The sequence below is a fragment of the Micromonospora sp. NBC_00858 genome (assembly GCF_045207365.1).
Classification (GTDB): domain Bacteria; phylum Actinomycetota; class Actinomycetes; order Mycobacteriales; family Micromonosporaceae; genus Micromonospora.
Window position 1 is genome coordinate 550,256 of sequence record NZ_CP108828.1, and the last position, 22,303, is coordinate 572,558.

The 22,303-nt window shown below is 73.6% G+C and carries 16 protein-coding genes and 1 pseudogene; 13 read left to right on the plus strand and 4 right to left on the minus strand.

Going from position 1 to position 22,303, the window contains the following annotated elements; translation table 11 throughout:
• Window positions 1–226: 226 nt before the first annotated feature.
• The 4 genes and pseudogenes from OG990_RS02630 to OG990_RS02645 form a co-directional block, all read left to right on the plus strand.
• Window positions 227–550 (plus strand): annotated as a pseudogene (locus tag OG990_RS02630) (phosphoribosyl-AMP cyclohydrolase); the annotation flags it as partial.
• 180 nt (window positions 551–730) lie between these two features.
• Window positions 731–1,165: a phosphoribosyl-AMP cyclohydrolase gene (gene hisI / locus OG990_RS02635; protein WP_406081625.1), complete on the plus strand. Its 435-nt coding sequence runs from the start codon at window positions 731–733 to the stop codon at window positions 1,163–1,165.
• A complete protein-coding gene (locus OG990_RS02640; protein WP_406078880.1) occupies window positions 1,162–2,715 on the plus strand; it encodes an anthranilate synthase component I in 1,554 nt (517 codons plus the stop codon). Before hisI ends, OG990_RS02640 begins: the two co-directional genes overlap by 4 nt.
• The gene (locus OG990_RS02645; RefSeq protein ID WP_406078881.1) at window positions 2,712–3,323 is read left to right on the plus strand and encodes a Trp biosynthesis-associated membrane protein; all 612 of its coding nucleotides are present in this window, start codon (window positions 2,712–2,714) and stop codon (window positions 3,321–3,323) included. Before OG990_RS02640 ends, OG990_RS02645 begins: the two co-directional genes overlap by 4 nt.
• Window positions 3,324–3,395: 72 nt before the next feature.
• On the opposite strand, the gene OG990_RS02650 is transcribed toward OG990_RS02645, so the two are convergent.
• The gene (locus OG990_RS02650; RefSeq protein ID WP_355605125.1) at window positions 3,396–3,665 is read right to left on the minus strand and encodes a hypothetical protein; all 270 of its coding nucleotides are present in this window, start codon (window positions 3,663–3,665) and stop codon (window positions 3,396–3,398) included.
• 485 nt (window positions 3,666–4,150) lie between these two features.
• Here OG990_RS02650 and trpC point away from each other — a divergent pair, with 485 nt between their 5' ends.
• The 3 genes from trpC to trpA are packed head-to-tail and all read left to right on the plus strand — an operon-like array spanning window position 4,151 to window position 7,034.
• Window positions 4,151–4,954: an indole-3-glycerol phosphate synthase TrpC gene (gene trpC, locus OG990_RS02655; protein ID WP_386984669.1), complete on the plus strand. Its 804-nt coding sequence runs from the start codon at window positions 4,151–4,153 to the stop codon at window positions 4,952–4,954.
• Between the two features lie 36 nt (window positions 4,955–4,990).
• Window positions 4,991–6,229 carry a tryptophan synthase subunit beta gene (trpB, locus tag OG990_RS02660; RefSeq protein ID WP_328418834.1) on the plus strand — a complete coding sequence of 413 codons (1,239 nt, stop codon included), beginning with the start codon at window positions 4,991–4,993 and terminating at the stop codon, window positions 6,227–6,229.
• Between the two features lies 1 nt (window position 6,230).
• Window positions 6,231–7,034 (plus strand): tryptophan synthase subunit alpha, encoded by an 804-nt coding sequence (gene trpA, locus OG990_RS02665; protein WP_328418833.1) that lies wholly within the window; start codon window positions 6,231–6,233, stop codon window positions 7,032–7,034.
• Window positions 7,035–7,274: 240 nt separating this feature from the next.
• Here trpA and OG990_RS02670 read toward each other — a convergent pair whose 3' ends face one another.
• Window positions 7,275–7,865, minus strand: coding sequence for an NUDIX hydrolase (locus OG990_RS02670; RefSeq protein ID WP_406078882.1), 591 nt, complete (start codon window positions 7,863–7,865; stop codon window positions 7,275–7,277).
• Window positions 7,866–7,966: 101 nt separating this feature from the next.
• Between OG990_RS02670 and lgt the strand changes: the two genes are divergently transcribed.
• Both lgt and OG990_RS02680 read left to right on the plus strand, forming a co-directional pair.
• On the plus strand, window positions 7,967–9,148 hold the full coding sequence (gene lgt / locus OG990_RS02675) for a prolipoprotein diacylglyceryl transferase (RefSeq protein WP_406078883.1): 1,182 nt from the start codon (window positions 7,967–7,969) through the stop codon (window positions 9,146–9,148).
• Window positions 9,149–9,163: 15 nt separating this feature from the next.
• Window positions 9,164–10,351 carry an NAD(P)/FAD-dependent oxidoreductase gene (locus OG990_RS02680; protein ID WP_328418830.1) on the plus strand — a complete coding sequence of 396 codons (1,188 nt, stop codon included), beginning with the start codon at window positions 9,164–9,166 and terminating at the stop codon, window positions 10,349–10,351.
• A 45-nt stretch (window positions 10,352–10,396) separates the two neighbouring features.
• On the opposite strand, the gene OG990_RS02685 is transcribed toward OG990_RS02680, so the two are convergent.
• Entirely contained in the window at window positions 10,397–11,233 is an 837-nt protein-coding gene (locus tag OG990_RS02685) for a GNAT family N-acetyltransferase (protein WP_406081627.1), read from the minus strand.
• Window positions 11,234–11,386: 153 nt separating this feature from the next.
• Between OG990_RS02685 and gltB the strand changes: the two genes are divergently transcribed.
• From gltB to OG990_RS02705, 4 genes are all read left to right on the plus strand, one after another.
• A complete protein-coding gene (gene gltB, locus OG990_RS02690) occupies window positions 11,387–16,072 on the plus strand; it encodes a glutamate synthase large subunit (protein WP_406078884.1) in 4,686 nt (1,561 codons plus the stop codon).
• Window positions 16,065–17,600: a glutamate synthase subunit beta gene (locus OG990_RS02695; protein ID WP_406078885.1), complete on the plus strand. Its 1,536-nt coding sequence runs from the start codon at window positions 16,065–16,067 to the stop codon at window positions 17,598–17,600. The genes gltB and OG990_RS02695 overlap by 8 nt, the downstream gene beginning before the upstream one ends.
• A 230-nt stretch (window positions 17,601–17,830) precedes the next feature.
• The gene (locus tag OG990_RS02700; RefSeq protein WP_406078886.1) at window positions 17,831–19,318 is read left to right on the plus strand and encodes an MFS transporter; all 1,488 of its coding nucleotides are present in this window, start codon (window positions 17,831–17,833) and stop codon (window positions 19,316–19,318) included.
• A 101-nt stretch (window positions 19,319–19,419) separates the two neighbouring features.
• A complete protein-coding gene (locus OG990_RS02705) occupies window positions 19,420–19,962 on the plus strand; it encodes a hypothetical protein (protein WP_355609653.1) in 543 nt (180 codons plus the stop codon).
• Between the two features lie 797 nt (window positions 19,963–20,759).
• Here the strand turns inward: OG990_RS02705 and OG990_RS02710 are convergent.
• Window positions 20,760–22,289 (minus strand): M1 family metallopeptidase, encoded by a 1,530-nt coding sequence (locus tag OG990_RS02710; RefSeq protein WP_406078887.1) that lies wholly within the window; start codon window positions 22,287–22,289, stop codon window positions 20,760–20,762.
• Window positions 22,290–22,303: the final 14 nt, after the last annotated feature.

Genomic DNA, 22,303 nt, shown 5'->3' on the forward strand with positions numbered 1-22,303 from the left:
CGTCGACCTCGACGTCCTGGTTGGCGGCTCCCCGTACGCGGCCCGACGGGCGTACCTGGCCGAGTCCGCCGGCCGGCTCACCCACGTGTCGGTGGCCGCCCTCGACGTCCGCTCCTGGGTGCACCGGCTCGGCGAGCCGGCCGACTGGGCGTTCGGGCTGCCGGTCACCGCACCGGCGCGACTGCTCTGGGCCGACCCGCACTGGCGGCCCCGCATCGACCTGCCGGTGCTCTGCCAGCCCGCCGAACCGCCCCGGCTGGAGGAGCTGATCGCCACGCTGGGTAAGGCCGCCGCCGCCTGGGCCGCCAGCGACCGCCTCGGGGTCCGGCTCGCCGTGGCCGACCTGGCCCGGCTCTGCCCCTCGGTGCTGCGCCCGGCCAACCCGTCGGTACGGGTGTTCTCTCGCCGGGCGGCCTTCGCGGCGGCCCTGGAGCTCCCGGTCGCCCCGCCCGGCTACCGGGAGGACATGCTGCTCTGCCTCGGGCTGCGTCCGGGCGCCACCGGGCAGCTGTGGGCCGCCGCCGTCCGGCTGGTCACCGGCACGCTGCCGTTGATCCGCCCGTACGCCGAGGAGATCGCTGAGGTGGCCGGCGCGGACCTGGCCGACGCCCTGGTCGACGGCCGGCTGGACCGCTACGTGGCCCAACTGGCCCGACCCGCCGGCGATCCACCGCGACCCCACCGGGAGCCGTCGCCGGTGCCCGCGCCGCGTGCGGGACAATGGGTCACTGTGCCCGTACCTGACGCGCCGGTGACCGGCGTCCCCAGCGATCCGACCGACCCGGCCGCGCCCGTGCCGGGCCGTCCGTCCCAGCTCGACCCGGCCATCGCGGCCCAGTTGCGCCGCACCGCCGACGGTCTGGTCGCCGCCGTGGTCCGCGCGCACGACTCCGGTGAGGTGCTGATGGTCGCCTGGATGGACGACGAGGCGCTGCACCGCACCCTCACCACCGGCCGGGCCACCTACTGGTCGCGCAGCCGGCGCGAGTACTGGGTCAAGGGCGCCACCTCCGGGCACCACCAGTACGTCCGCTCGGTCGCGCTTGACTGTGATGGGGACGCGCTGCTGGTGAGCGTCGACCAGGTCGGTGCCGCCTGCCACACCGGCCACCCGACGTGCTTCTTCACCGAACTGCCGGTCACCAGCCCGGAGGCCCGACCATGACCGACGGCGCGGTGAGCCCGGACCTGGCCACCTTCACCGAGCTGGCCGCGCACTGGCGGGTGGTGCCGGTCACCCGTCGGCTGCTGGCCGACGCCGAGACCCCGGTCGGGGTCTACCGCAAGCTGGCCGGCGGGCCCGGCACGTTCCTGCTGGAGTCGGCCGAACAGGGTGTCGGCTCGGCCGGCATGGCCTGGTCGCGGTACTCGTTCATCGGGGTACGCAGCAGCGCCACCCTCGTCGAGCGGGACGGCGTGGCGACCTGGCTCGGCCAGCCGCCGGCCGGGCTGCCCACCGAGGGTGACCCGGTGCGGGTGCTGCGGGAGACCGTCGAGGCGTTGGCCGGCCCGGTCGGGGACCCTTCCAGCGGACTGCCACCGCTGACCGGGGGCATGGTCGGCTACCTCGGCTACGACCTGGTCCGTCGCTTCGAGCGGCTGCCCGACCTGACCGAGGACGACCTCGGCGTGCCGGAGCTGGGCATGATGCTCGCCACCGACCTGGTGGTGCTCGACCACTACGACGGCTCGGCGATCCTGGTCGCCAACGCGGTGCTGCCGCCGCTGGACGCCCCGGACCGCGCCGCGCAGGTCGCCGCCGCGTACCACCACGCCGTGGGCCGACTGGACGCCATGACCACCGCGCTGTCCCGGCCCATCCCGCCAATGATCTCCACGGTCGAACGCCCGCCGGCCGGTGAGGTGCTCTGTCGTACCCCCGACGGCGGCTACCCGAAGGCGGTGGAGGCGGCCAAGGAGGCGATCCGAGCCGGCGAGTGCTTCCAGATCGTGCTCTCCCAGCGCTTCGAACGGTCCACCCACGCCGACCCGCTGGACGTCTACCGGGTGCTGCGCACCAGCAACCCCAGCCCGTACATGTACCTGCTGCGCTTCGACGGGTTCGACATCGTCGGCTCGTCCCCGGAGGCGCACCTCAAGGTCACCGCCGGCGCGGACGGGGAGCGGCGGGCGTTGCTGCACCCGATCGCGGGCACCCGGCCGCGCGGCGAAACAGCGGCCGCCGACGCCGGGCTCGCCGCTGAGCTGCTCGCCGACCCGAAGGAACGGGCCGAGCACGTGATGCTGGTCGACCTGGGCCGCAACGACCTGGGCCGGGTCTGCCGGCCGGGCAGCGTGGAGGTTCCCGAGTTCGCCACCATCGAGCGGTACAGCCACGTGATGCACATCGTCTCCACCGTGACCGGCACGCTGCGTGACGACCGCAGCGCGTTCGACGCGCTCGCCGCGACCTTCCCGGCCGGCACGCTCTCCGGCGCGCCCAAGGTGCGGGCCATGGAGATCATCGAGGAGTTGGAGCCGGTTCGCCGTGGCGTCTACGGCGGCACGGTCGGCTACTTCGGCTTCGGCGGCGACCTGGACATGGCGATCGCCATCCGGACCGCGCTCATCCGCGACGGCCGCGCCTACGTGCAGGCCGGCGCGGGGGTGGTCGCCGACTCGGACCCGGCCGCCGAGGATCAGGAGACCCGCAACAAGGCCGCCGCCGTGCTGGCCGCCATCGCTGCCGCCGAGACGCTGCGGCCGGCCCGGTGAGCACGACAGCGCAACCACAGGACCAGCCGGAATCGGGCGCCCGGGCCGTGGCGGGACGGCGTCAGTTGACGTACGCCGTGCTGCTCTGCCTGGCCGGCGCGGGCCTGGCGCTCTGGGCAGCGACCCGGAACTGGTCGATCGAGTTGACGGTGCGGCCGGCGCCGCTGCCGCCGGTGCGCGACGCCCGCAGCGGAGCCGCACTGCTGCCCTGGCTGCCGGCGCTGGCCCTGGTCACGCTGGCCGGCGGCGGCGCGGTGCTGGCCACCCGGGGCCGGCTGCGACGACTGCTCGGCGTGCTGCTCGGGGTGCTCGGCCTGGCCGTGGCAACCGGTGGCGGGTACGGGCTGGTCGCTGACCTCGACGGCGTGGTGAGCCGGCAGTGGCCGGCGCTCTGCCTGGTCGGCGGCCTGCTGGCCGCGGCGGGCGGCGGGTGGACGGCGCTGCGCGGTGGTGGCTGGCCGGCGATGGGCGCCCGGTACGAGCGGCCGACACGGACCATCACGGAGAGTGCGCAGCCCGCGGACGGTCCGGCCGGCCCGATGGCCGGGCGGCGGACCACGGAGGCGTGGGACGCGCTGGACCGGGGCGAGGACCCGACCGCCGGCTGATCCGCCCGAGCGCCGGCTGGCGCGACGGGCGGCGGGCTGGGCTGCTCGTGGCCCCGACCGTCGGTACGGCTGTCAGCCGACCGGTTGACGCTCTCGCTGCTGGCGGCGGGCGGCGGCGCGGGCGGCGGTCAGCTCGGCCACCAGGCGGTTCAGTTCGGCGCGCTGGTCCGCGCGGGCCCGGTCGGCGCAGACCGCCTCCCAGGCGTTGCCGCGCGCGGTCCGCATCCGTCCCTCGCCGACCACGGCCCGCTCCAGCGTGTGCACCACCCCGACGGCGAGCGACGCGACGGTCCGCGAGATGGTGGTCAGCCCGATGCTCGGGCTCGGCTCGGTGATACTCATGGTCACCCCGCACAAGGAATTGGCGACGGTCGGGCAGGCGCGCCATCGAGTCTGCCCGAGGACGATGCTGACCCGCCGACGTTTCGCCGGGGTGACCGCCCGGTCAACTGTCCCGCCTCGGCCGCGACCAGGCACTGGCCGTTCGGCCTTGAGCTTGCTCACAGCATCGACCGACATCGCTGTCATCCGGCGTCGATCCCGTGCCGATGGCATGATCGGTGGATCGGCCCGCTTCGACGGGGTCGCCGGGCACCCGTCGCGCGACGGCGGTCGATACCGGAGGTGGCACTGCGTGACATACCGTTCACGGCAAGTCGGCCATTATGCCGCAGCCCTTTTGGTGAGCAGCGCCATACCCCCGGCGCCCGGCGTCGGCCGGCTGCCCCTAGCATCGGCCCATGACACCCGGAGAGGGGAGTCCGCTGGTGACTGCTGAGCATGCGCACGCGGAGGGGGACGAGGCCGGTCAGGCCGCGTCCGTAAGCGTGCTCGACGAGATCCTGGCCGGCGTGCGTGAGGACGTCGCCCGGCGCCAGGAACAGGTTCCGCTGGAGCGGATCCGTGAACTGGCAGCGGCGGCGCCGCCGCCGCTGGACGCGTACGCGGCGTTGCGCAAGCCCGGCGTGGCCGTGATCGCCGAGGTGAAGCGCTCCTCGCCGTCCAAGGGCCGGCTGGCCGAGATCGCCGATCCGGCCGACCTCGCCGTCGACTACGCGGCCGGCGGGGCGCGGGCGATCAGCGTGCTCACCGAGGGGCGCTGGTTCGGCGGCTCGCTGGACGACCTGGCGGCCGTCCGGGCCGCGGTCACCGTGCCGGTGCTGCGCAAGGACTTCGTGGTCTCCAGCTACCAGGTGCACGAGGCGCGTGCGCACGGCGCCGACCTGGTGCTGCTGATCGTCGCCGCGCTCGAGCAGAACGTGCTGACGGGCCTGCTGGAGCGGATCGAGTCGCTGGGCATGACCGCGCTGGTCGAGGTGCACGGCGAGGAAGAGGCCGACCGTGCCCTGGAGGCCGGCGCGCAGGTGATCGGGGTCAACGCCCGTGACCTGCGTACCCTGGAGGTCGACCGGTCCGTTTTCGAGCGGATCGCGCCCGGCTTGCCCAGCAGCGTCGTCAAGATCGCCGAGTCCGGCGTGCGTGGCCCGCACGACCTGATCCGGTACGCCTCCGCGGGCGCGGACGCGGTCCTCGTCGGCGAGGGCCTGGTCACCCAGAAGAGCCCCCGCGAGGCGGTCGCCGAGTTGGTCAACGCCGGCAACCACCCCGCAACGCCCCGGCCGGTGCGCTGACCCCGCGCCGGTGACGCCCCACTGAGAGGATCTCCGATGAGCGCCGACGCGCTGGCCCCGGTGGCCGGCTCGCAGCCCGATTCCGCCGGCCACTTCGGCCGCTTCGGCGGTCGGTTCGTGCCCGAGGCCCTGGTGGCCGCGCTGGACGAGCTCGACGGGGCGTGGCGTACGGCGATGACGGACGAGTCCTTCCGGGCCGAGTTCGGCGCGCTGCTGCGCGACTACGCCGGCACGCCGTCGCTGCTCTACGAGGCCCGGCGGTTCTCGGCGAAGGTCGGCGCGCGGGTGCTGCTCAAGCGCGAGGACCTCAACCACACCGGTGCGCACAAGGTGCGCAACGTGCTCGGCCAGGCGCTGCTCACCAAGCGGATGGGCAAGACCCGGGTGATCGCGGAGACCGGGGCTGGTCAGCACGGCGTGGCCACCGCGACCGCCGCCGCCCTGTTCGACCTGGAGTGCGTGGTCTACATGGGCCAGGTCGACACCGAGCGGCAGGCGCTCAACGTGGCCCGGATGCGGATGCTCGGCGCCACCGTCGTTCCGGTCACCACCGGCTCGCGCACCCTCAAGGACGCGATGAACGAGGCGATGCGCGACTGGGTGGCCAACGTCGACGAGACGCACTACCTGATCGGCACCGCCGCCGGGCCGCACCCGTTCCCGGCGATGGTCCGTGACTTCGTCCGGGGCATCGGTGACGAGGCCCGCCAGCAGTGCCTCGACCTGACCGGCGGGCTGCCGGACGCGGTCACCGCCTGCGTCGGCGGCGGCTCGAACGCGCTGGGCATCTTCCACGCCTTTGTGGGCGACCCGGACGTGCGGCTGTACGGCTTCGAGGCCGGCGGCGACGGGGTGACCACCAGCCGGCACGCGGCCAGCATCACCGGCGGGTCCGCCGGGGTGCTGCACGGCGCCCGCACCTACGTCCTGCAGGACGCCGACGGGCAGACGCTGGAGTCGCACTCGATCTCAGCCGGCCTCGACTACCCCGGTGTCGGGCCCGAGCACGCCTGGCTGCACGACACCGGCCGGGCCAACTACCTGCCGGTCACCGACGACGAGGCGATGGCCGCGTTCGAGCTGCTCTGCCGCACCGAGGGGATCATCCCGGCGATCGAGAGCGCGCACGCGCTCGCCGGCACCGTCGCGCTGGCCCCGAAGCTCGCCGCCGAGCTGGGCCGGGAGCCCACCATCGTGGTCAACCTCTCCGGGCGGGGCGACAAGGACGTGCACACCGCCGGTGACTACTTCGGCATCCTCGACAAGGAGCGGTGAGATGAGCCGGATCGGGGTGGCCTTCGACAAGGCGCGGGCCGACGGGCGGGCGCTGCTGGTCGGCTGCATGCCGGCCGGGTTTCCGACCGTCGACGGCAGCATCGCGGCGATGACCGCCATGGTCGATGCCGGGGTCGACGTCATCGAGGTGGAGATTCCGTACTCCGACCCGGTGATGGACGGGCCGGTCATTCAGAAGGCCAGTGACATCGCGCTGGCCGGCGGCGTGCGCACGGCGGACACGCTGCGCATCATCGAGGCGGTCGCGGCCACCGGTGCGCCGGTGGTCACCATGACCTACTGGAACCCGATCGAGCGCTACGGCGTGGACGTGTTCGCTCGCGATCTCGCCGCCGCCGGCGGGACCGGCCTGATCACCCCGGACCTCATCCCCGACGAGGCGGACGAGTGGCTGGCCGCCTCGGACGCGCACGGGCTGGACCGGACATTCCTGGTCTCGCCGTCGTCCACCGACGCCCGGCTGGCGATGACCGTGGGGCACTGCAGGGGCTTCGTCTACGCCACCGCCGTGATGGGGGTGACCGGGGCCCGAGCACGAACCTCCGACGCCGCGCCGACGCTGGTCTCCCGGGTCCGCGCGGTCACCGACCTGCCGGTCGGCGTCGGTCTTGGCGTGGGCACCGGCGCGCAGGCCGGCACCGTCGCCGGGTACGCCGACGGAGTGATCGTCGGCAGCGCGCTCGTCCGCTGCATGCTCGACGCGCCCTCCGAGGCCGAAGGGCTGGCCGCCCTGCGCACCCTCAGCGCCGAACTCGCCGAGGGCGTCCGAACCCCCACCCGCTGAGGCGGGCGCTCGGCACCCTGACCCGTTGTCTCGCGCTGTGGTCCGTGCGGCTCAGGATCAGCCGTCCGGCGTGGCGCGCACCGGGCATGTCTGTCTTTTGAGGGTGATACCTGTGAGTCATATTTATGACTCACAGGTATCACCCTCGACAGGGTGATGCCAACCGGGTCGAGGCACCCACTGGACCCGACGACCCCGCAACGGCTGCGGGGAGCTGACTCTCGGACGGTTCCGCCGTGCTCAGGGGCGTAGCGAAGGGTCCGACGCCGCTTCGCCGCGCTGCTCCGGCGGCTGCCCCGCCCCTGGCCGCCCATCGTGGCCGTCCGCCGCCTGGCCGCTGGGGCCGTCCGCCGGCTCGTCGGCGGGGTCGACGGTGCTGGGCGCCCACCGGGCGTCACGCAGCACGCCGGAGCGGCCGGCCAGCGCGTCGGTGACGGCCACCCGGGTGAGCGGGGTGACCGCCTCGGGCAGCGCGGCGGGAAGGTGCCAGGACAGCAGGCAACCCGGCGGTGGGTCGGCGGTCGGTCGGACCTCGGCCGCGCGGGCTCGGAACACGTGCACCAGGACGTCCGGCAGCGGGCCGGCACGCCCAGCCGCCGTGCTCGCTGGAGGGCTCGCCACGTGGTAGATGCCGACCAGGTCGACCAGCTCGATCTCCCAGCCGGTCTCGGCTCGGATGTCCCGCAGCGCCGCCCGGACGGGACTCTCCGCCGGGCGCAGCCGCCCGCCGGGTAACGCGTACCGGCGCTCGCCCCGGCCCTGCCGGCAGAGCAGCACCCGGCCGGTGTCGTCGGTGACGACCGCGGCGACCGCCCCGATGAGCGCGCTCATGGACAAAGAGCGTACGGCGGCGCAAACCAGAAGTCACCGACATGAGCGGGAAGCGGCCCGGGGTGCCGCTTCGGGGGTGTACAGCGGTAGCGTGTGCACCCGTGAACCTCGCCCCGCTGTCCCCCCAGGCGGCCCTGCCCAGTCCCAGCACCGCGGTCTGGCAGCTCGGACCGGTGCCGATCCGGGCGTACGCGCTGTGCATCATCATCGGCATCGTGCTCGCCTGCTGGGTGACCGAGCGCCGGCTGCGCCAGCGCGGCGTCGCGCCCGGCGCGGTGCTCGACATCGCCGTCTGGGCGGTGCCCGCCGGCATCATCGGCGCCCGGATCTACCACGTGATCACCTCCCCCGAGAAGTACTTCGGCGCTGGCGGTGACCCGATGAAGGCGTTCGCCATCTGGGAGGGCGGCCTCGGCATCTGGGGTGCGGTCGCGGGTGGCGCGGTCGGCGCCTTGATTGCGGCCCGGCAGTTGGGCATCCCGTTCGGCGTGGTGGCCGACGCGGTGGCCCCCGGGTTGGCGTTGGCCCAGGCGGTCGGCCGGTTCGGCAACTGGTTCAACAACGAGCTGTTCGGCGGCCGGACCACCCTGCCGTGGGGTCTGGAGATCCACCGGATGGATCCGGACAACCCGGGCCACGCGCTGCGCGACGACGCCGGCCAACCGATCCTCGAACCGGGCCTCTACCAGCCGACTTTCCTCTACGAGGCGCTGTGGAATCTCGGCGTGGTCGCGCTGGTCCTCATCCTCGACCGGCGGCTGCGGCTCGGCCGGGGCCGGGCGTTCGCGCTCTACGTGATGGGCTACACCGCTGGCCGGTTCTGGATCGAGCTGATGCGCACCGACGAGGCGAACCAGATCCTCGGCGTCCGGCTCAACGTCTGGACCGCCGCCCTGGTCTTCCTCGGCGCGTTGATCTACTTCGTGCGGGTCCGTGGTCCCCGGGATTACCTGATCCCGCTCGGCGCGGCGGCGACGCCGACCCCACCCACCACGTCCGACCTGTCCCAGGTCGACCTCTCCGAGCGGGAGGCGGGCGCGAAGGCCGCCGCGCCGGAGGGCTACCGCGTGGTCAGCGAGGAGCAGTACCAGGCCTGGCGGGACAGTGGCGTGCTGCCGCCCGAGCCGGCCGACGACGCCCGGCCGGATGACGGTGAGCCGCTCGACGGGCGGGCACCCGGCGACGACCCGTCGACCGACGACCCGGCCGCGGACGGTACGCCGGAGCCCCGCGATGACCGGGCCGACGCCGCAGGCGCCCGCCCCACCGACCGGGACAGCTGAGCGGGGGCGGCACCGATGCGAAGCGCGGTGGTGGTCGGCGCCGGGGTCGGTGGCCTCGCGATGGCCGGCGCGCTGGCCCGCTCCGGTTGGCAGGTCACCGTGCTGGAACGCGCCGAGCGGGTCCGCCCTGAGCCGACCGCCATGGTGCTCTGGCCCAACGGTGTCCGCGCGTTGCAGGCCCTCGGCCTCGGCGATGGCCTGACCGCGATCGCCACCCCGTTGCCCGACGGCGGGGTCCGCCGCCCGGACGGGCACTGGCTGGTGCAGCCCCGACCCACCCCGGCCGACCGGATGCCGGTGGTGGTGCACCGCGAGGACCTGCACGACGCGCTGATCGCCGGGCTCGGCGACCGGGTCGATCTGCGGACCGGGGTGACCGTGCGCCACGTCCGGGTCGACCCGGGCCAGCGCCCGGCGGTCGGCGACGGACGGCACACCATCGAAGCCGACCTGGTGGTCGCCGCCGACGGCACGGACAGCGGCATTCGCCGCCAGCTCGCCCCGGAATCCCGCGTGGTCAGCTCCGGCTGCGCCGCATGGCGGGCCGTCATTCCCTGGTACCGGGCGCCCCGGCTGCCCGCCGACCAGCCGGTCGCCGGGGAGGTCCTCGGCGCGGGCTACCGGTTCGTGGCCGCCTCGCTGGGCGAGCGCGGCTCCTCGGGCGGCTCCACCCGAGGCGGCATCTACTGGGTGGCCACCGCCGCCGGCGCGCCTCGCCCGGAGCCGCCGGAGATCCAACTCGCCCTGCTGCGCCGCTGGTACGCCGGCTGGCCGGACCCGATCGGTGCGCTCCTCGACGCCACCGACCCGACCGACCTGGTCCAGCAGGAGGTCCGCGAACTGCGCCCGCTGCCCCGCACGTACGGCTTCCCGGTCGGCCCGGGTGGGGTGGTGCTGCTCGGCGACGCCGCGCACGCCATGCCGCCGCACCTCGGCCAGGGCGCCTGCCTCGCCTTCGAGGACGCCGCCACGCTCGCCTCCCTGCTGCGCGAGTCCCGGTTGCCCGACGCTGTGCAGGCGTACGACCGGGTGCGCCGCCCGCGGGCGGCGACCGTGGTCCGGCAGACCCGGCGGATGTCGGCGGTGCTCCAGACCCGGGGCCGGCTGGCGTTGCGTGCCCGGGACGCCGCACTCGGCACGATCAACTCGCGGCTGCTGTCCAGCGCCGCCGCGTCGGCCGCCCAGTGGCGCCCGCCAACCTGACCCGATACGGGCGCGCGCCGATCCGGCGGGTGACCGGGGGACGGGTCAGGGGATGAGGGCGGCGGGTTCGGCGATGCACGCGGTGCCGATGCGGCGGAAGCCGACCCGCAGGTAGACCCGGGCGATCTCCGTACTGCCCGCGGAGAGGAAGACCAGGTCGGTGCCGGCGGCGAGCAGCTCCCGGGCCAGGGTGGCGGTCAGCGCGGCGCCCAGTCCGCGCCGCCGGGCGGCCGGCAGGGTGGCCACCCCGGCGATCTCGGCGACGTCGCCCACCCGCATCGCCATGCCGCTGGCCAGCGCACCCTCGGTCGGCGTGCCGGCCAGGACGGAGAGCCGCCGGCCGTCGGCGATCCGGGTTCGCTCCTCGTCCAGCGCGGCCTGCTCCAGCTCGGTGACCGCGGCGTCCCGCTCGGCCGGGCCGGCGTCGCCGCGTTCGGTACCGGCGGCAGCGAACGACACGGCCGCCACCGCCCGCCGACCGGCCACGTCGGCGGCGAACCCAGGTGAGTCCGCCGCCAGCACCCGCACCGGTACGTCGGACAGCGTCGCCGGGTCGGGCAGCGCGGCCGGGTCGAGCACCATCAGCGGCGCCTCCAGCACGTTCAGCCCCGCCGAGCGGGCCACCGCCAGCAGCTCCGGGTTGGTCTCGTGCACCCACTCGAAGGCCTCCGGCAGGCCCAGCTCCCGCTGCCGCTCGCGGACCGAGGTCACGTCGGCCAGTGACGGCGGCTCGGTGGCGTCGATGCGGGGCCGGGCGTAGAACGGCCAGCCGGCACCATCGCGGACGAACAGCACCAGACCGCCATGCTCTTCGACACCGGCGACGTCGCGGGGCACCGCGTCGTAGAAACGTTCCAACCGGTCGAAGATGTCCTTGTTCAGCGGATCCACCGCGCGAGACTACACGTCCCAGACTCTGGACGGTGTGATCAATCTTGAGTGGCCTTGCGCCCGTCGCCCTAACGTAGACTCAATAGACCCACGGGCCGACGTCGTCCCCACCATGATCCAACCTGAGTGACGACAGGAGGCCCGGTGGCCTTTCCGTACCCGCACAGCCCGCAGGCGTCCCCGATGCCCGGCCCCCGGCCACCCGCCCAGGGCCTCTACGACCCGGAGCAGGAGCACGACGCCTGCGGGGTTGCCTTCGTGGCGGACCTGTACGGCCGGCGTTCGCACTCGGTCGTCGCCAACGGGCTCGGCGCGCTCTGCCGGCTGGACCATCGCGGTGCTCGTGGCGCGGAGCCCAACACCGGCGACGGCGCGGGCATCATGATCCAGGTCCCGGACGCGTTCCTGCGTGCGGTGGCCGGCGTCGCGCTGCCCCCGGCCGGCGAGTACGCCACCGGCCTGGTCTTCCTGCCCGACGACGACGGCGCCGAGGCCCGCGCCCGTCGGGTGGTCGAGAAGTACGCGCTGGTCGAAGGGGCCGACCTGCTCGGCTGGCGGGACGTGCCGATCGATCCGACCGGGCTCGGCGAGACCGCCCTGGCGGCGATGCCCCGGGTGCGGCAGATCTTCCTGGCCGCGCACCGGCTCACCGACTCGCCTGCCGGGCCGGCCGGTTCCGCGCTGCGCGGCGTCGAGCTGGACCGGGTGGCCTTCTGCCTGCGCAAGCAGGCCGAGCGGGAGACCGCCGAGCGGGGCGTGCCGGCGTACTTCCCGTCGCTGTCCAGCCGGACCATGGTCTACAAGGGCATGCTCACTCCCGACCAGCTGCCGGCGTTCTACCCGGACCTGCGTGACGAGCGGGTGGACAGCGCGATCGCGCTGGTGCACTCGCGGTTCTCCACCAACACGTTCCCGTCCTGGCCGTTGGCGCACCCGTACCGGTTCATCGCCCACAACGGCGAGATCAACACGATCCGCGGCAACCGCAACTGGATGCAGGCCCGCGAAGCGCTGCTGCGCTCGCCGAACGTGCCGGGCAACCTCCGGCGGGTCTTCCCGGTCTGCACCCCCGGCGCCTCCGACTCGGCGAACTTCGACGAGGTCCTGGAGCTGCTGCACCTGGCCGGGCGGAGTCTGCCGCACGCGGTGCTCATGATGATCCCCGAGGCGTGGGAGAACGATCCCGGCATGCAGCCGGACAAGCGGGCCTTCTACCGCTTCCACGCCAGCCTCATGGAGCCCTGGGACGGGCCGGCATCGGTGGCCTTCACCGACGGCGAGATCGTCGGCGCGGTGCTGGACCGCAACGGGCTGCGCCCGGGGCGCTGGTGGCAGACCGACGACGGGCTTGTGGTGCTCGGCTCCGAGGCGGGCGTGCTCGACCTCGACCCGGCCCGGGTGGTCGCCAAGGGGCGGCTCCAGCCGGGGAAGATGTTCCTGGTCGACACCGTCGCCGGCCGGATCGTGCACGACGAGGAGATCAAGTCCGAGTTGGCCGCCGCGCAGCCGTACGGCGAGTGGCTGCACGCCGGGCTGATCGAGCTGGACGACCTGCCTGCCCGCAAGCACATCGTCTACACGCACGACTCGGTCCGCCGCCGTCAGCAGACCTTCGGCTACAGCGAGGAGGAGCTGAAGATCCTGCTCGCGCCGATGGCCCGCACCGGCGCCGAGCCGCTCGGCTCGATGGGCACGGACACCCCGATCTCGCCGCTGTCCACCCGGCCACGGCTGCTCTACGACTACTTCCACCAGCTCTTCGCCCAGGTCACCAACCCACCGCTGGACGCCATCAGGGAGGAGCTGGTCACCAGCCTGGCGTCGACCATCGGGCCGGAGGGCAACCTGCTCGACCCGGGCGCGGCGAGCTGCCGGCAGATCGTGCTGCCGCACCCGGTGATCGACAACGACGAGCTGGCGAAGATCCTCTCCATCGACGAGGACGGCGACCTGCCGGGCTTCAAGGCGGTCCGGGTCTCCGGGCTGTACCGCATCCGGGATGGCGCTGCCGGCATCAAGGCGCGGCTGACCGAGATCTGCCGGCACGTCTCCGAGGCCATCGAGGACGGCGTCCGCATCCTGGTGCTCTCCGACCGGGACTCCAACGCCGACCTGGCGCCGATCCCGTCGTTGCTGCTCACCGCCGCCGTGCACCAGCACCTGGTCCGCGAGCAGACCCGCACGCAGGCGGCGCTGATCGTGGAGTCGGGCGACTGCCGCGAGGTGCACCACGCGGCGGTGCTGATCGGCTACGGCGCGGCGGCGGTCAACCCGTACCTGGCCTTCGAGTCGGTGGAGGACATGATCTCCACGGGCACGCTGGTCGGCGTCGAACCCGCCGCGGCGGTGCGTAACTTCGCCAAGGCGCTCGGCAAGGGCGTCCTGAAGATCATGTCGAAGATGGGCATCTCGACGGTCTCGTCGTACTGCGGTGCGCAGGTCTTCGAGGCGGTCGGGCTGGACAAGCGGCTGGTCGAGCGCTACTTCCGGGGCACCCCCAGCCGGATCGGCGGGGTGGGGCTTGCCGGCGTCCACACCGAGGTGGCCGCCCGGCACGCGCTGGCCTGGCCGCCGGCCGGCACCCCGACCTCCGACCGGCTGGAGGTCGGCGGCGAGTACCAATGGCGCCGCGAGGGTGAGCTGCACCTTTTCAACCCGGAGACGGTCTTCCTGCTCCAGCACGCCACCCGCAGCCGGCAGTACGACGTCTTCCGGCAGTACACGGCGAAGGTCGACGCGCTCGCCGCGCAGGCCGGCTCGCTGCGCGGGCTGTTCACCCTGCGCACCGGGGTCCGCCCGGCGGTGCCGATCGAGGAGGTCGAGCCGGCCACCGAGATCGTCAAGAGGTTCGCCACCGGCGCCATGTCGTACGGGTCGATCTCCGCCGAGGCGCACGAGACGCTCGCCATCGCCATGAACCGGCTCGGCGGCAAGTCCAACACCGGTGAGGGCGGCGAGGACGTCGATCGGCTGCACGACCCGGCCCGCCGCTCCGCGGTCAAGCAGATCGCCAGCGGCCGGTTCGGCGTCACCAGCGAATACCTGGTCAACGCCGACGACATCCAGATCAAGATGGCCCAGGGCGCCAAGCCAGGTGAGGGCGGTCAGCTCCCCGGCAACAAGGTCTGGCCGTGGATCGCCCGGACCCGGCACGCCACCCCGGGCGTCGGCCTGATCTCCCCGCCGCCGCACCACGACATCTACTCCATCGAGGACCTCGCCCAGCTGGTGCACGATCTGAAGTGCGTCAACCCGGCCGCCCGGGTGCACGTCAAGCTGGTCAGCGAGGTCGGCGTGGGCACCGTCGCTGCCGGTGTCGCCAAGCTCAAGGCCGACGTCATCCTGATCTCCGGCCACGACGGCGGCACGGGCGCGTCACCGCTGAACTCGCTCAAGCACGCCGGCACCCCGTGGGAGCTGGGCCTGGCCGAGGCGCAGCAGACGCTGCTGCTCAACAAGTTGCGCGACCGGGTCACCGTGCAGGTCGACGGCCAGCTCAAGACCGGCCGGGACGTGCTGATCGCGGCGCTGCTCGGCGCGGAGGAGTTCGGCTTCGCCACCGCGCCGCTGATCGTCGCCGGCTGCGTGATGATGCGGGTCTGCCACCTGGACACCTGTCCGGTCGGCATCGCCACCCAGAACCCGGTGCTGCGGGAGCGGTTCACCGGTACTCCCGAGTTCGTGGAGAACTTCTTCCTGTTCCTCGCCGAGGAGGTCCGCGGGTACCTGGCCGAGCTGGGCTTCCGGTCGATCGAGGAGGCGATCGGGCAGACAGAGCTGCTCGACGTGGCCTCGGCGGTGACGCACTGGAAGGCGCACGGGCTGGACCTGGCGCCCGTCCTGCACCTGCCGGAGCTGCCCGCCGGCGCCGCCCGGCGTGGCGTGCGCGCTCAGGACCACGGCCTGGAGCACGCCCTGGACAACGAGCTGATCGCGCTCGCCCGTCCGGCGCTGTCCGATGGCGCGCCGGTGCGGGTCGAGGTGGCGGTGCGCAACGAGCACCGCAGCGTCGGCGCGATGCTCGGCGGCGAGGTGACCCGCCGCTACGGCGGCGCCGGCCTGCCCGACGACACCATCGAGTTCGTGCTGCACGGCACCGCCGGGCAGTCGTTCGGCGCGTTCCTGCCGCGCGGGGTGACCCTGCGGCTGCACGGCGACGCCAACGACTACGTGGGCAAGGGCCTCTCCGGCGGGCGGATCATCGTCCGTCCGGACGCGGCCGCCCCGTTCCTCGACAACGACGCCGAGCCGGGCCATCGGGCCGAGGACCAGATCATCGCCGGCAACACCATCCTGTACGGCGCCACCGGGGGTGAGGTTTTCCTGCGCGGCCGGGTGGGGGAGCGGTTCGCGGTGCGCAACTCGGGCGCGGTCGCTGTGGTCGAGGGTGTCGGCGACCACGGCTGCGAGTACATGACCGGCGGAACGGTGGTGGTGCTCGGCGCGACCGGCCGCAACTTCGCCGCCGGGATGTCCGGTGGCACGGCGTTCGTGCACCAGCTGGACCGGGCCCGGGTCAACGCGGAGCTGGTCGACCTGGCGCCGCTGGGTGAGCAGGAGCAGACGCTGCTGCACGAGCTGGTCCAGCGACACGTGGCCGAGACCGGGTCGGCGGTCGCCGAGGAGTTGCTCAAGCGCTGGCCGGAGGCGGTGGCCGAGTTCACCGCGGTGGTGCCCCGCGACTACCGCCGGGTGCTGGAGATCATGCGGGCCGCCGAAGCCGCCGGCCGCGATGTCGACGACGCGGTGATGAGTGCACTGAGTGTGCCCTCGGCCGCGCCGGTGCCGTCCGCCCCGCGGGCGGCTGCCCAGGAGGTGGCACGTGCCTGACCCGAACGGTTTCCTGCGCTACGACCGGCGACTGCCGGCCCGCCGCCCGGTGCCGGTGCGGATCAGCGACTGGCGTGAGGTGTACCCGCCCGCCGGCGAGGAACTGGTCCGCGAGCAGGCCACCCGGTGCATGGACTGCGGCATCCCGTTCTGCCACGACGGCTGCCCACTGGGCAACCGGATCCCGGACTGGAACGACCTGGTCCGTACCGGCAACTGGGACGCCGCGGTGGAGTCGCTGCACGCCACCAACAACTTCCCGGAGTTCACCGGCCGGCTCTGCCCGGCGCCCTGCGAAGCGGCCTGCGTGCTGGGCATCGCCGGCGGCCAGCCGGTGACCATCAAGCAGGTCGAGGTGGAGATCGCCGACGCCGCGGCGGCGCGCGGGTTCACACCCCGCCCGTTGCCGGCGCCGTCCGGACGGTCGGTCGCCGTGGTCGGTTCCGGGCCCGCCGGCCTGGCCGCCGCCCAGCAGTTGGCCCGCGCCGGTCACGCGGTGACGGTGTACGAGCGCGACGACGCGATCGGTGGTCTGCTCCGGTACGGCATCCCCGACTTCAAGCTGGAGAAGCGGCACATCGACGCCAGGCTGGCCCAGCTGACCGCCGAGGGGGTGCGCTTCCGCACCGGGGTGAACGTCGGGGTGGACGTCACCGCCGAGCAGTTGCGCGCCGACCATGACGCGGTGCTGCTGGCCTGTGGTGCGTTGCAGGGCCGGGACACCCCGGAGACCCCGGGCCGGGCGCTGCGGGGCGTACACCAGGCCATGTCGCACCTGGTCGCCGCGAACCGTGCGGTCGCCGCCGCGGCCGCCGGTCAGCCCGGCGTCGCCGCCACCGGCGAGAGCCGGCCGTCCGTCGCGGTGCTGCCCGACGGCAGCTCGATCGACGCGGCCGGTAAGCACGTGGTGATCATCGGCGGTGGTGACACCGCGGCCGACTGCCTCGGCGTTGCGCACCGGCAGGGCGCCGCTGGCGTGTACCAGCTCGACCTGTACCCGCAGCCGCCGCAGGAGCGCGACGAGGCGCGGGACCCGTGGCCGACGTGGCCGTGGGTTCTGCGCAGCTACCCGGCGCACGAGGAGGGCGGCGAGCGGGTCTTCGCCGTGGCGGTGCAGGAGTTCGTGGACGACGGCACCGGTCAGGTGCGGGCGGTGCGGATCGCCGAGGTGACCGTGGAGAAGCGCGACGGCCGACGGGTGGTCACCGCGGTGCCGGGCTCAGAGCGGGAGCTACCGGCGGACCTGGTGCTGCTGGCGATCGGCTTCGAGGGCACCGAGGAGCAGCCGCTGTTGGCCCAGTTCGGGGTGACCCGTAACCATCGGGGCGCCATCGACGCCCGGGACGACTGGCAGGCCGACGCCGACGGGGTGTTCGTCGCCGGTGACATGCACCGGGGCGCCTCCCTGATCGTCTGGGCCATCGCCGAGGGGCGTGCGGCGGCCGCCGCCATCCACGGCTACCTCGGCGGTGCCGGGGCGCTGCCGGCCCCGGTCGCACCGGCCGCGCAGCCGCTCGCCGCGCGCTGATCCGGGGGCGTTAGCCGGCGGCTCCACTGAACCGACTGGGATGTCCGGCCGGCAGGGCAGCTTGCTGCCCGCCGGCCGGCTGTCCCAGTTCGGTGTCCGACGCGTGGTGGGGCCGGTGAGACCGCTCACAGATGTAGTCAAATCGGTTTAAGTCGGCAAGACTTGCCGGCTGCTGAACCGCGCCTGAGTGGGCGCGATGATCATGCCGTCGATCGTTCGGGAGATTCGTCGTGGCCAAGGGTGCCACCTTCGCCGCGCTGCGCCACCGCAACTACCGGATCTGGGCCTTCGCCGGCTTCGTCTCCGTCATCGGGACGTGGATGCAGGTACTCGGTGTCAACTGGTACGTGCTGAAGGAGACCGGCTCCGCGACGTCCATGGGCTTTGCCGTGCTGCTCCAGGCGGCGCCCACGCTGCTGCTCAGCGTCTGGGGCGGTGTGCTGGCCGACCGGCTCCCCGCCCGTCCGCTGCTGATCACCGCCCAGGTGGCCCACGCCGCACTGGCCGCGGGGTTGGCAGCGGTCGCCCTGACCGGCGTCGGCGGCCTGCCGGTGATCTTCGCAATCTCCCTGTGCACCGGCGCCGTCTCGGCGATCGAGGGCCCGATGATGGGGCGCTGGGCATCCACGCTGGTGGACCGGGAGACGCTCGGCAACGCGCTGGCGCTCGGCTCGCTCACCAACTCCGCCGGCCGCATCCTCGGCATGAGCCTCGGCGCCGTCGTGGTGGCCGCCGTCGGCCCCGCGCTGCTCTTTGGCATCAACGCGGCGAGCTTCGCCGCCGTGGTGGTGGCGCTGTTCGCCGTACGCCCGGCGAGCCTGCAGGATCAGCCGGAGGCGGTGCCGGACGGTGGTTCGAGCCACCGGGGCGGCGCACGGGCCGGGTTCGCCTACCTGCGCCGGCAGCCGGTGCTGCTCCTCGCGCTCGCCCTCTCTTTCGTGCTCGGCAGCCTCGGCCGCAACTACCAGGTGACGATGGCCGCGATGAGCGACGGGCCGCTCGCCGCCGGGGCATCCGGCTACGGCTTCCTGTCGACCGTCTTCGCGGTCGGGACGGTGGTGGGTGCGCTCGTCGCGGCCCGCAGGCGCACCCTGGGCTACCGGACGCTGGTCGCCGCGGGCCTGCTGGCCAGCGGGCTGCAGATCATCGCCGGCCTCGCTCCGGGAACCTGGAGCTTCGCCGCCGTGATCCTGCCGATCGCCGCCGCCGCCGTGGTCATCGACACCACCGTCGGCACCCGCGCCCAACTCGACACCGACGCTGCGATGCGCGGCCGGGTACTCGCCGCGTTGGCGGTGACCGGCTCGGTCTCCGCCGCGGTCGGCGCGCCGCTGCTCGGCTGGCTCGCCGAACACGCCGGACCCCGGCAGACGCTCGTCCTGGCCGGATCCGTCGCGGCGATCGCCACGACGGCGGCGGCGGTGGCCCTGGACCGGCAGCGCGGTCGCCGACTGCCCGGACGGGTCGCCCAGGTGCTGGTCGCGCCGCCGCTGCGGCGTCCGGTACGGCAGGTGGCGCGGACGGCGGCCCGCATCGTCCGGCCCGCCGGGGCGTTCGGTGGCGTCCGGTCGACGCCACGTCCGGTGCCGGCGAGCCTGGGTCGGTCGATCCGGCTGGCCCGGGAGTGCCCCGTCTGCGCATCGTCGCCCGCTCCGAGTCGACCGGCGCAGCCGCCTCGGGACGTCCGGCACGCCGCCGGCTGCGCCAGCCTGTGCTGACCGGCCCGGCTCGCGGGCGTTGCTGCCCCTGAGACAGCGGTCACCCCGGGCGGGCGGTCCACGGGACCGAACGATACGAAGATCATCGTTACGCTGCGATCATGGACATCGAGGAGCGGCTGCGGCGGACCCGCCGGTGGCTGTGGATCGTGCTGATCGGGCTCTTCCTGAGCGGTGTGACCGCGTTCCCGCTGGAGATCGAGGTGCGCTGGCTGCTGCGCGCGCTGGACCCGCTCGCCGGCCAACTGCCGGCGCTGGTCGACTGGATCGAGCGCGTCCACACCGGGCTCGTGACGGCCGGCGAGGACTACCCCTTCCTGCTCTACGGCACCGACTGGCTGGCCTTCGCCCACCTGGTGCTGGCGGTGGCGTTCTGGGGGCCGCTGCGCGACCCGGTGCGCAACGTCTGGGTGGTGCAGGTCGGCATGATCGCCTGTGCGGGGATCATCCCGCTGGCGCTGATCTGCGGCCCGATCCGAGACATCCCCTGGTTCTGGACGCTGATCGACCTTTCCTTCGCGGTCGGTGCGTTCCCGCCGCTCTGGTTCGCCTACCGGCACATCCGCGCCATCGAGGCGAGAACGGCCGAGACGGCCGGTGCCGCCCCGGTGCCGGTGCCCGCCTCACCGGGGCAGGCGTCCTGAATCCAGCGAGCGCCCGGCCTGTTTAGCCTGCGCTACCGCTGGCTGCGCCCGCGTCGGCACATTCCTGAGGGCAGCTGCACCGGAGCGGGCCCGGCTCGGCTCGGGTCGGCTCGGCTCGGCCCGGCTCGGTCGGCTGGGCTCGGTCCGGCCCGGTGGGCTTGGCTGGGCTGGGCCCGGCCCGACTCGGCTCGGTCGGCTGGGGTCGGCTGGGGTCGGCTGGGGTCGGCCCGGCCCGGCTCGGGTCGTGCCTGTCGAGCTGCCCCATATCTGGACCGACGATCGCCGCGCATGAACGCGATGGGACGCCGCCCGCCATCCGCCGGCGCCATCCATCCGCCGCCAGTAAGCCAGCGATCGCACCGTGTCAATCAAAGGCGATGGGACGGCGTCCGCGTCGCCGGTCCGGCCGTCGCAAGAGACCGGTGCAGTTGCCGGTGCGTGCGGTGCGGTGCCGGTGCCGGCAGGCGCGGGGGCGCCCCATTTTTGGGGCAGCTCGACAGGCGTGTAGGGGGTGGGTTGGACTCGCTGTGCCAGTGCAGCGAGGTGGCCGGGGCTGGCGGGAGGAACGCCGCGCGGGCGGACGCGGGGATGCCCCATTTTTGGGGCAGCTCGACAGGCGTGTAGGGGGTGGGTTGGACTCGCTGTGCCAGTGCAGCGAGGTGGCCGGGGCTGGCGGGAGGAACGCCGCGCGGGCGGACGCCGGCTGCCCCGTTATTGCGGCAGCTCGACAGGCACGCTGTGCGGTTCGGGGAGGCCCGCCGCGCGTGGGCGGCGGGCCTCCCATCCGATGTCGGAACTCAGTGCATCAGTTCGTGGGCCTCACGGATCTTGGCCCAGGACTTCGGTTCGGCCGGCGGGGCGGCCTTGCGCGCGGCCGAGGCCACGTCGGGCCGGCCGGCGGTGAACAGCCAGGTGGTGAAGAGATCGTCCAGGTCCAGCCCGGAGATCCGCTCGGCCAGGGCCTGGAACTGCGCGATGGTGCCGTTGCCGTACCGGTGCTCTGCGGTCCAGGCAGGCAGGATCTCGAAGAACGCGTCGTCGCCGACCGCCAGCCGCAGCTGGTGCAGCGTCATCGCGCCCCGGTCGTAGACGGCGTTGTCGAAGACCCGACCAGCGCCCGGGTCACCCGGCAGCACCTGCCAGAACTCGGAGTCGGCCGGGTAGCTGGCATAGGTGAAGTCGAACACCTCCTGGGCGGTGCCCTCGCCCTGCTCCTCCGACCAGAGCCACTCCGCGTACGAGGCGAAGCCCTCGTTGAGCCAGATGTTGCGCCAGTCGGCCACCGAGACCGAGTCGCCGAACCACTGGTGCGCGAGTTCGTGCGCCACCACGTACGTGTTGGCGCCGCGCCGCCAGAAGCCCGGGCCGTACACCGGTCGGGTCTGCGTCTCCAGCGCGAAGCCGATGCCGTCCACCGGCCCGGCCACGCCGCCCTGCGCCTCGAACGGGTACGGGCCGAAGATCCCGCTCTCCCAGTCGACGATCTCGGCGGTGCGCTCGATGCTGGCCCGCGCGGCCGGCCCGAGCTCGCCGAGCGAGGTGCTGTACGCGTTGATCACCGGCTGGCCACCCGGCGTGGTGTCGGTGACGATGTCGTACTGGCCGATGGCCATGAATGCCAGGTAGGTGGCGGTGGGGGAGGTGGTCCGCCAGATCCACCGGGTGCGGTTGCCGGCCTCGGCCAGCGGCGGCCGTGGCTGCACGCCGTTGCTGATCACCTCGACGCCGGTGGGCACCGACACGGAGATGTCGAAGGTGGCCTTGTCCAACGGGTGGTCGTTGCTCGGGAACCACCACCACGCCGACTCCGGCTCGTTGACCGCCAGCGCCCCGTCGTCGGTACGCGTCCAGCCGGTGTAGCCGTTGACCAGGGTCTCCGACGGGATGCCGTCGTAGCGCACCACGATGGTGAGCTGCTGGCCCCGGGTCACCGTGCGAGCCGGGGTGACCACCAGCTCGTGCGCGCCCGCGGTGCTGGTGCTCGCCGCCCAGCCGTTGACCCGCACCGACTCGACGCCGAGCAGGAAGTCCAGGTTGAACCGGGAGAGGTCCTGGGTGGCGGTGGCGAGGATGGTGGTGGTGCCGGTGAGCCGGTCGGTGGCCGGGTCGTAGCGCAGCCGGACGTCGTAGTGCGAGACGTCGTAGCCGCCGTTGCCGTAGTCGGGGAAGTAGCTGTCGCCCAGGCCGGGCGCGCCGGGTTGCGGCGCGACCGTGACGACGGGCCGGCCCCAGCCCGTCGGGGCGGCCTGGCCAGGGGTGCCGGCGAGCATGGTGCCGGCGGTGGTGAGGGTCAGGGCGGCGGTGGCCGCCCTGAGGACTCGTCGCACGAGGTGGACTCCCT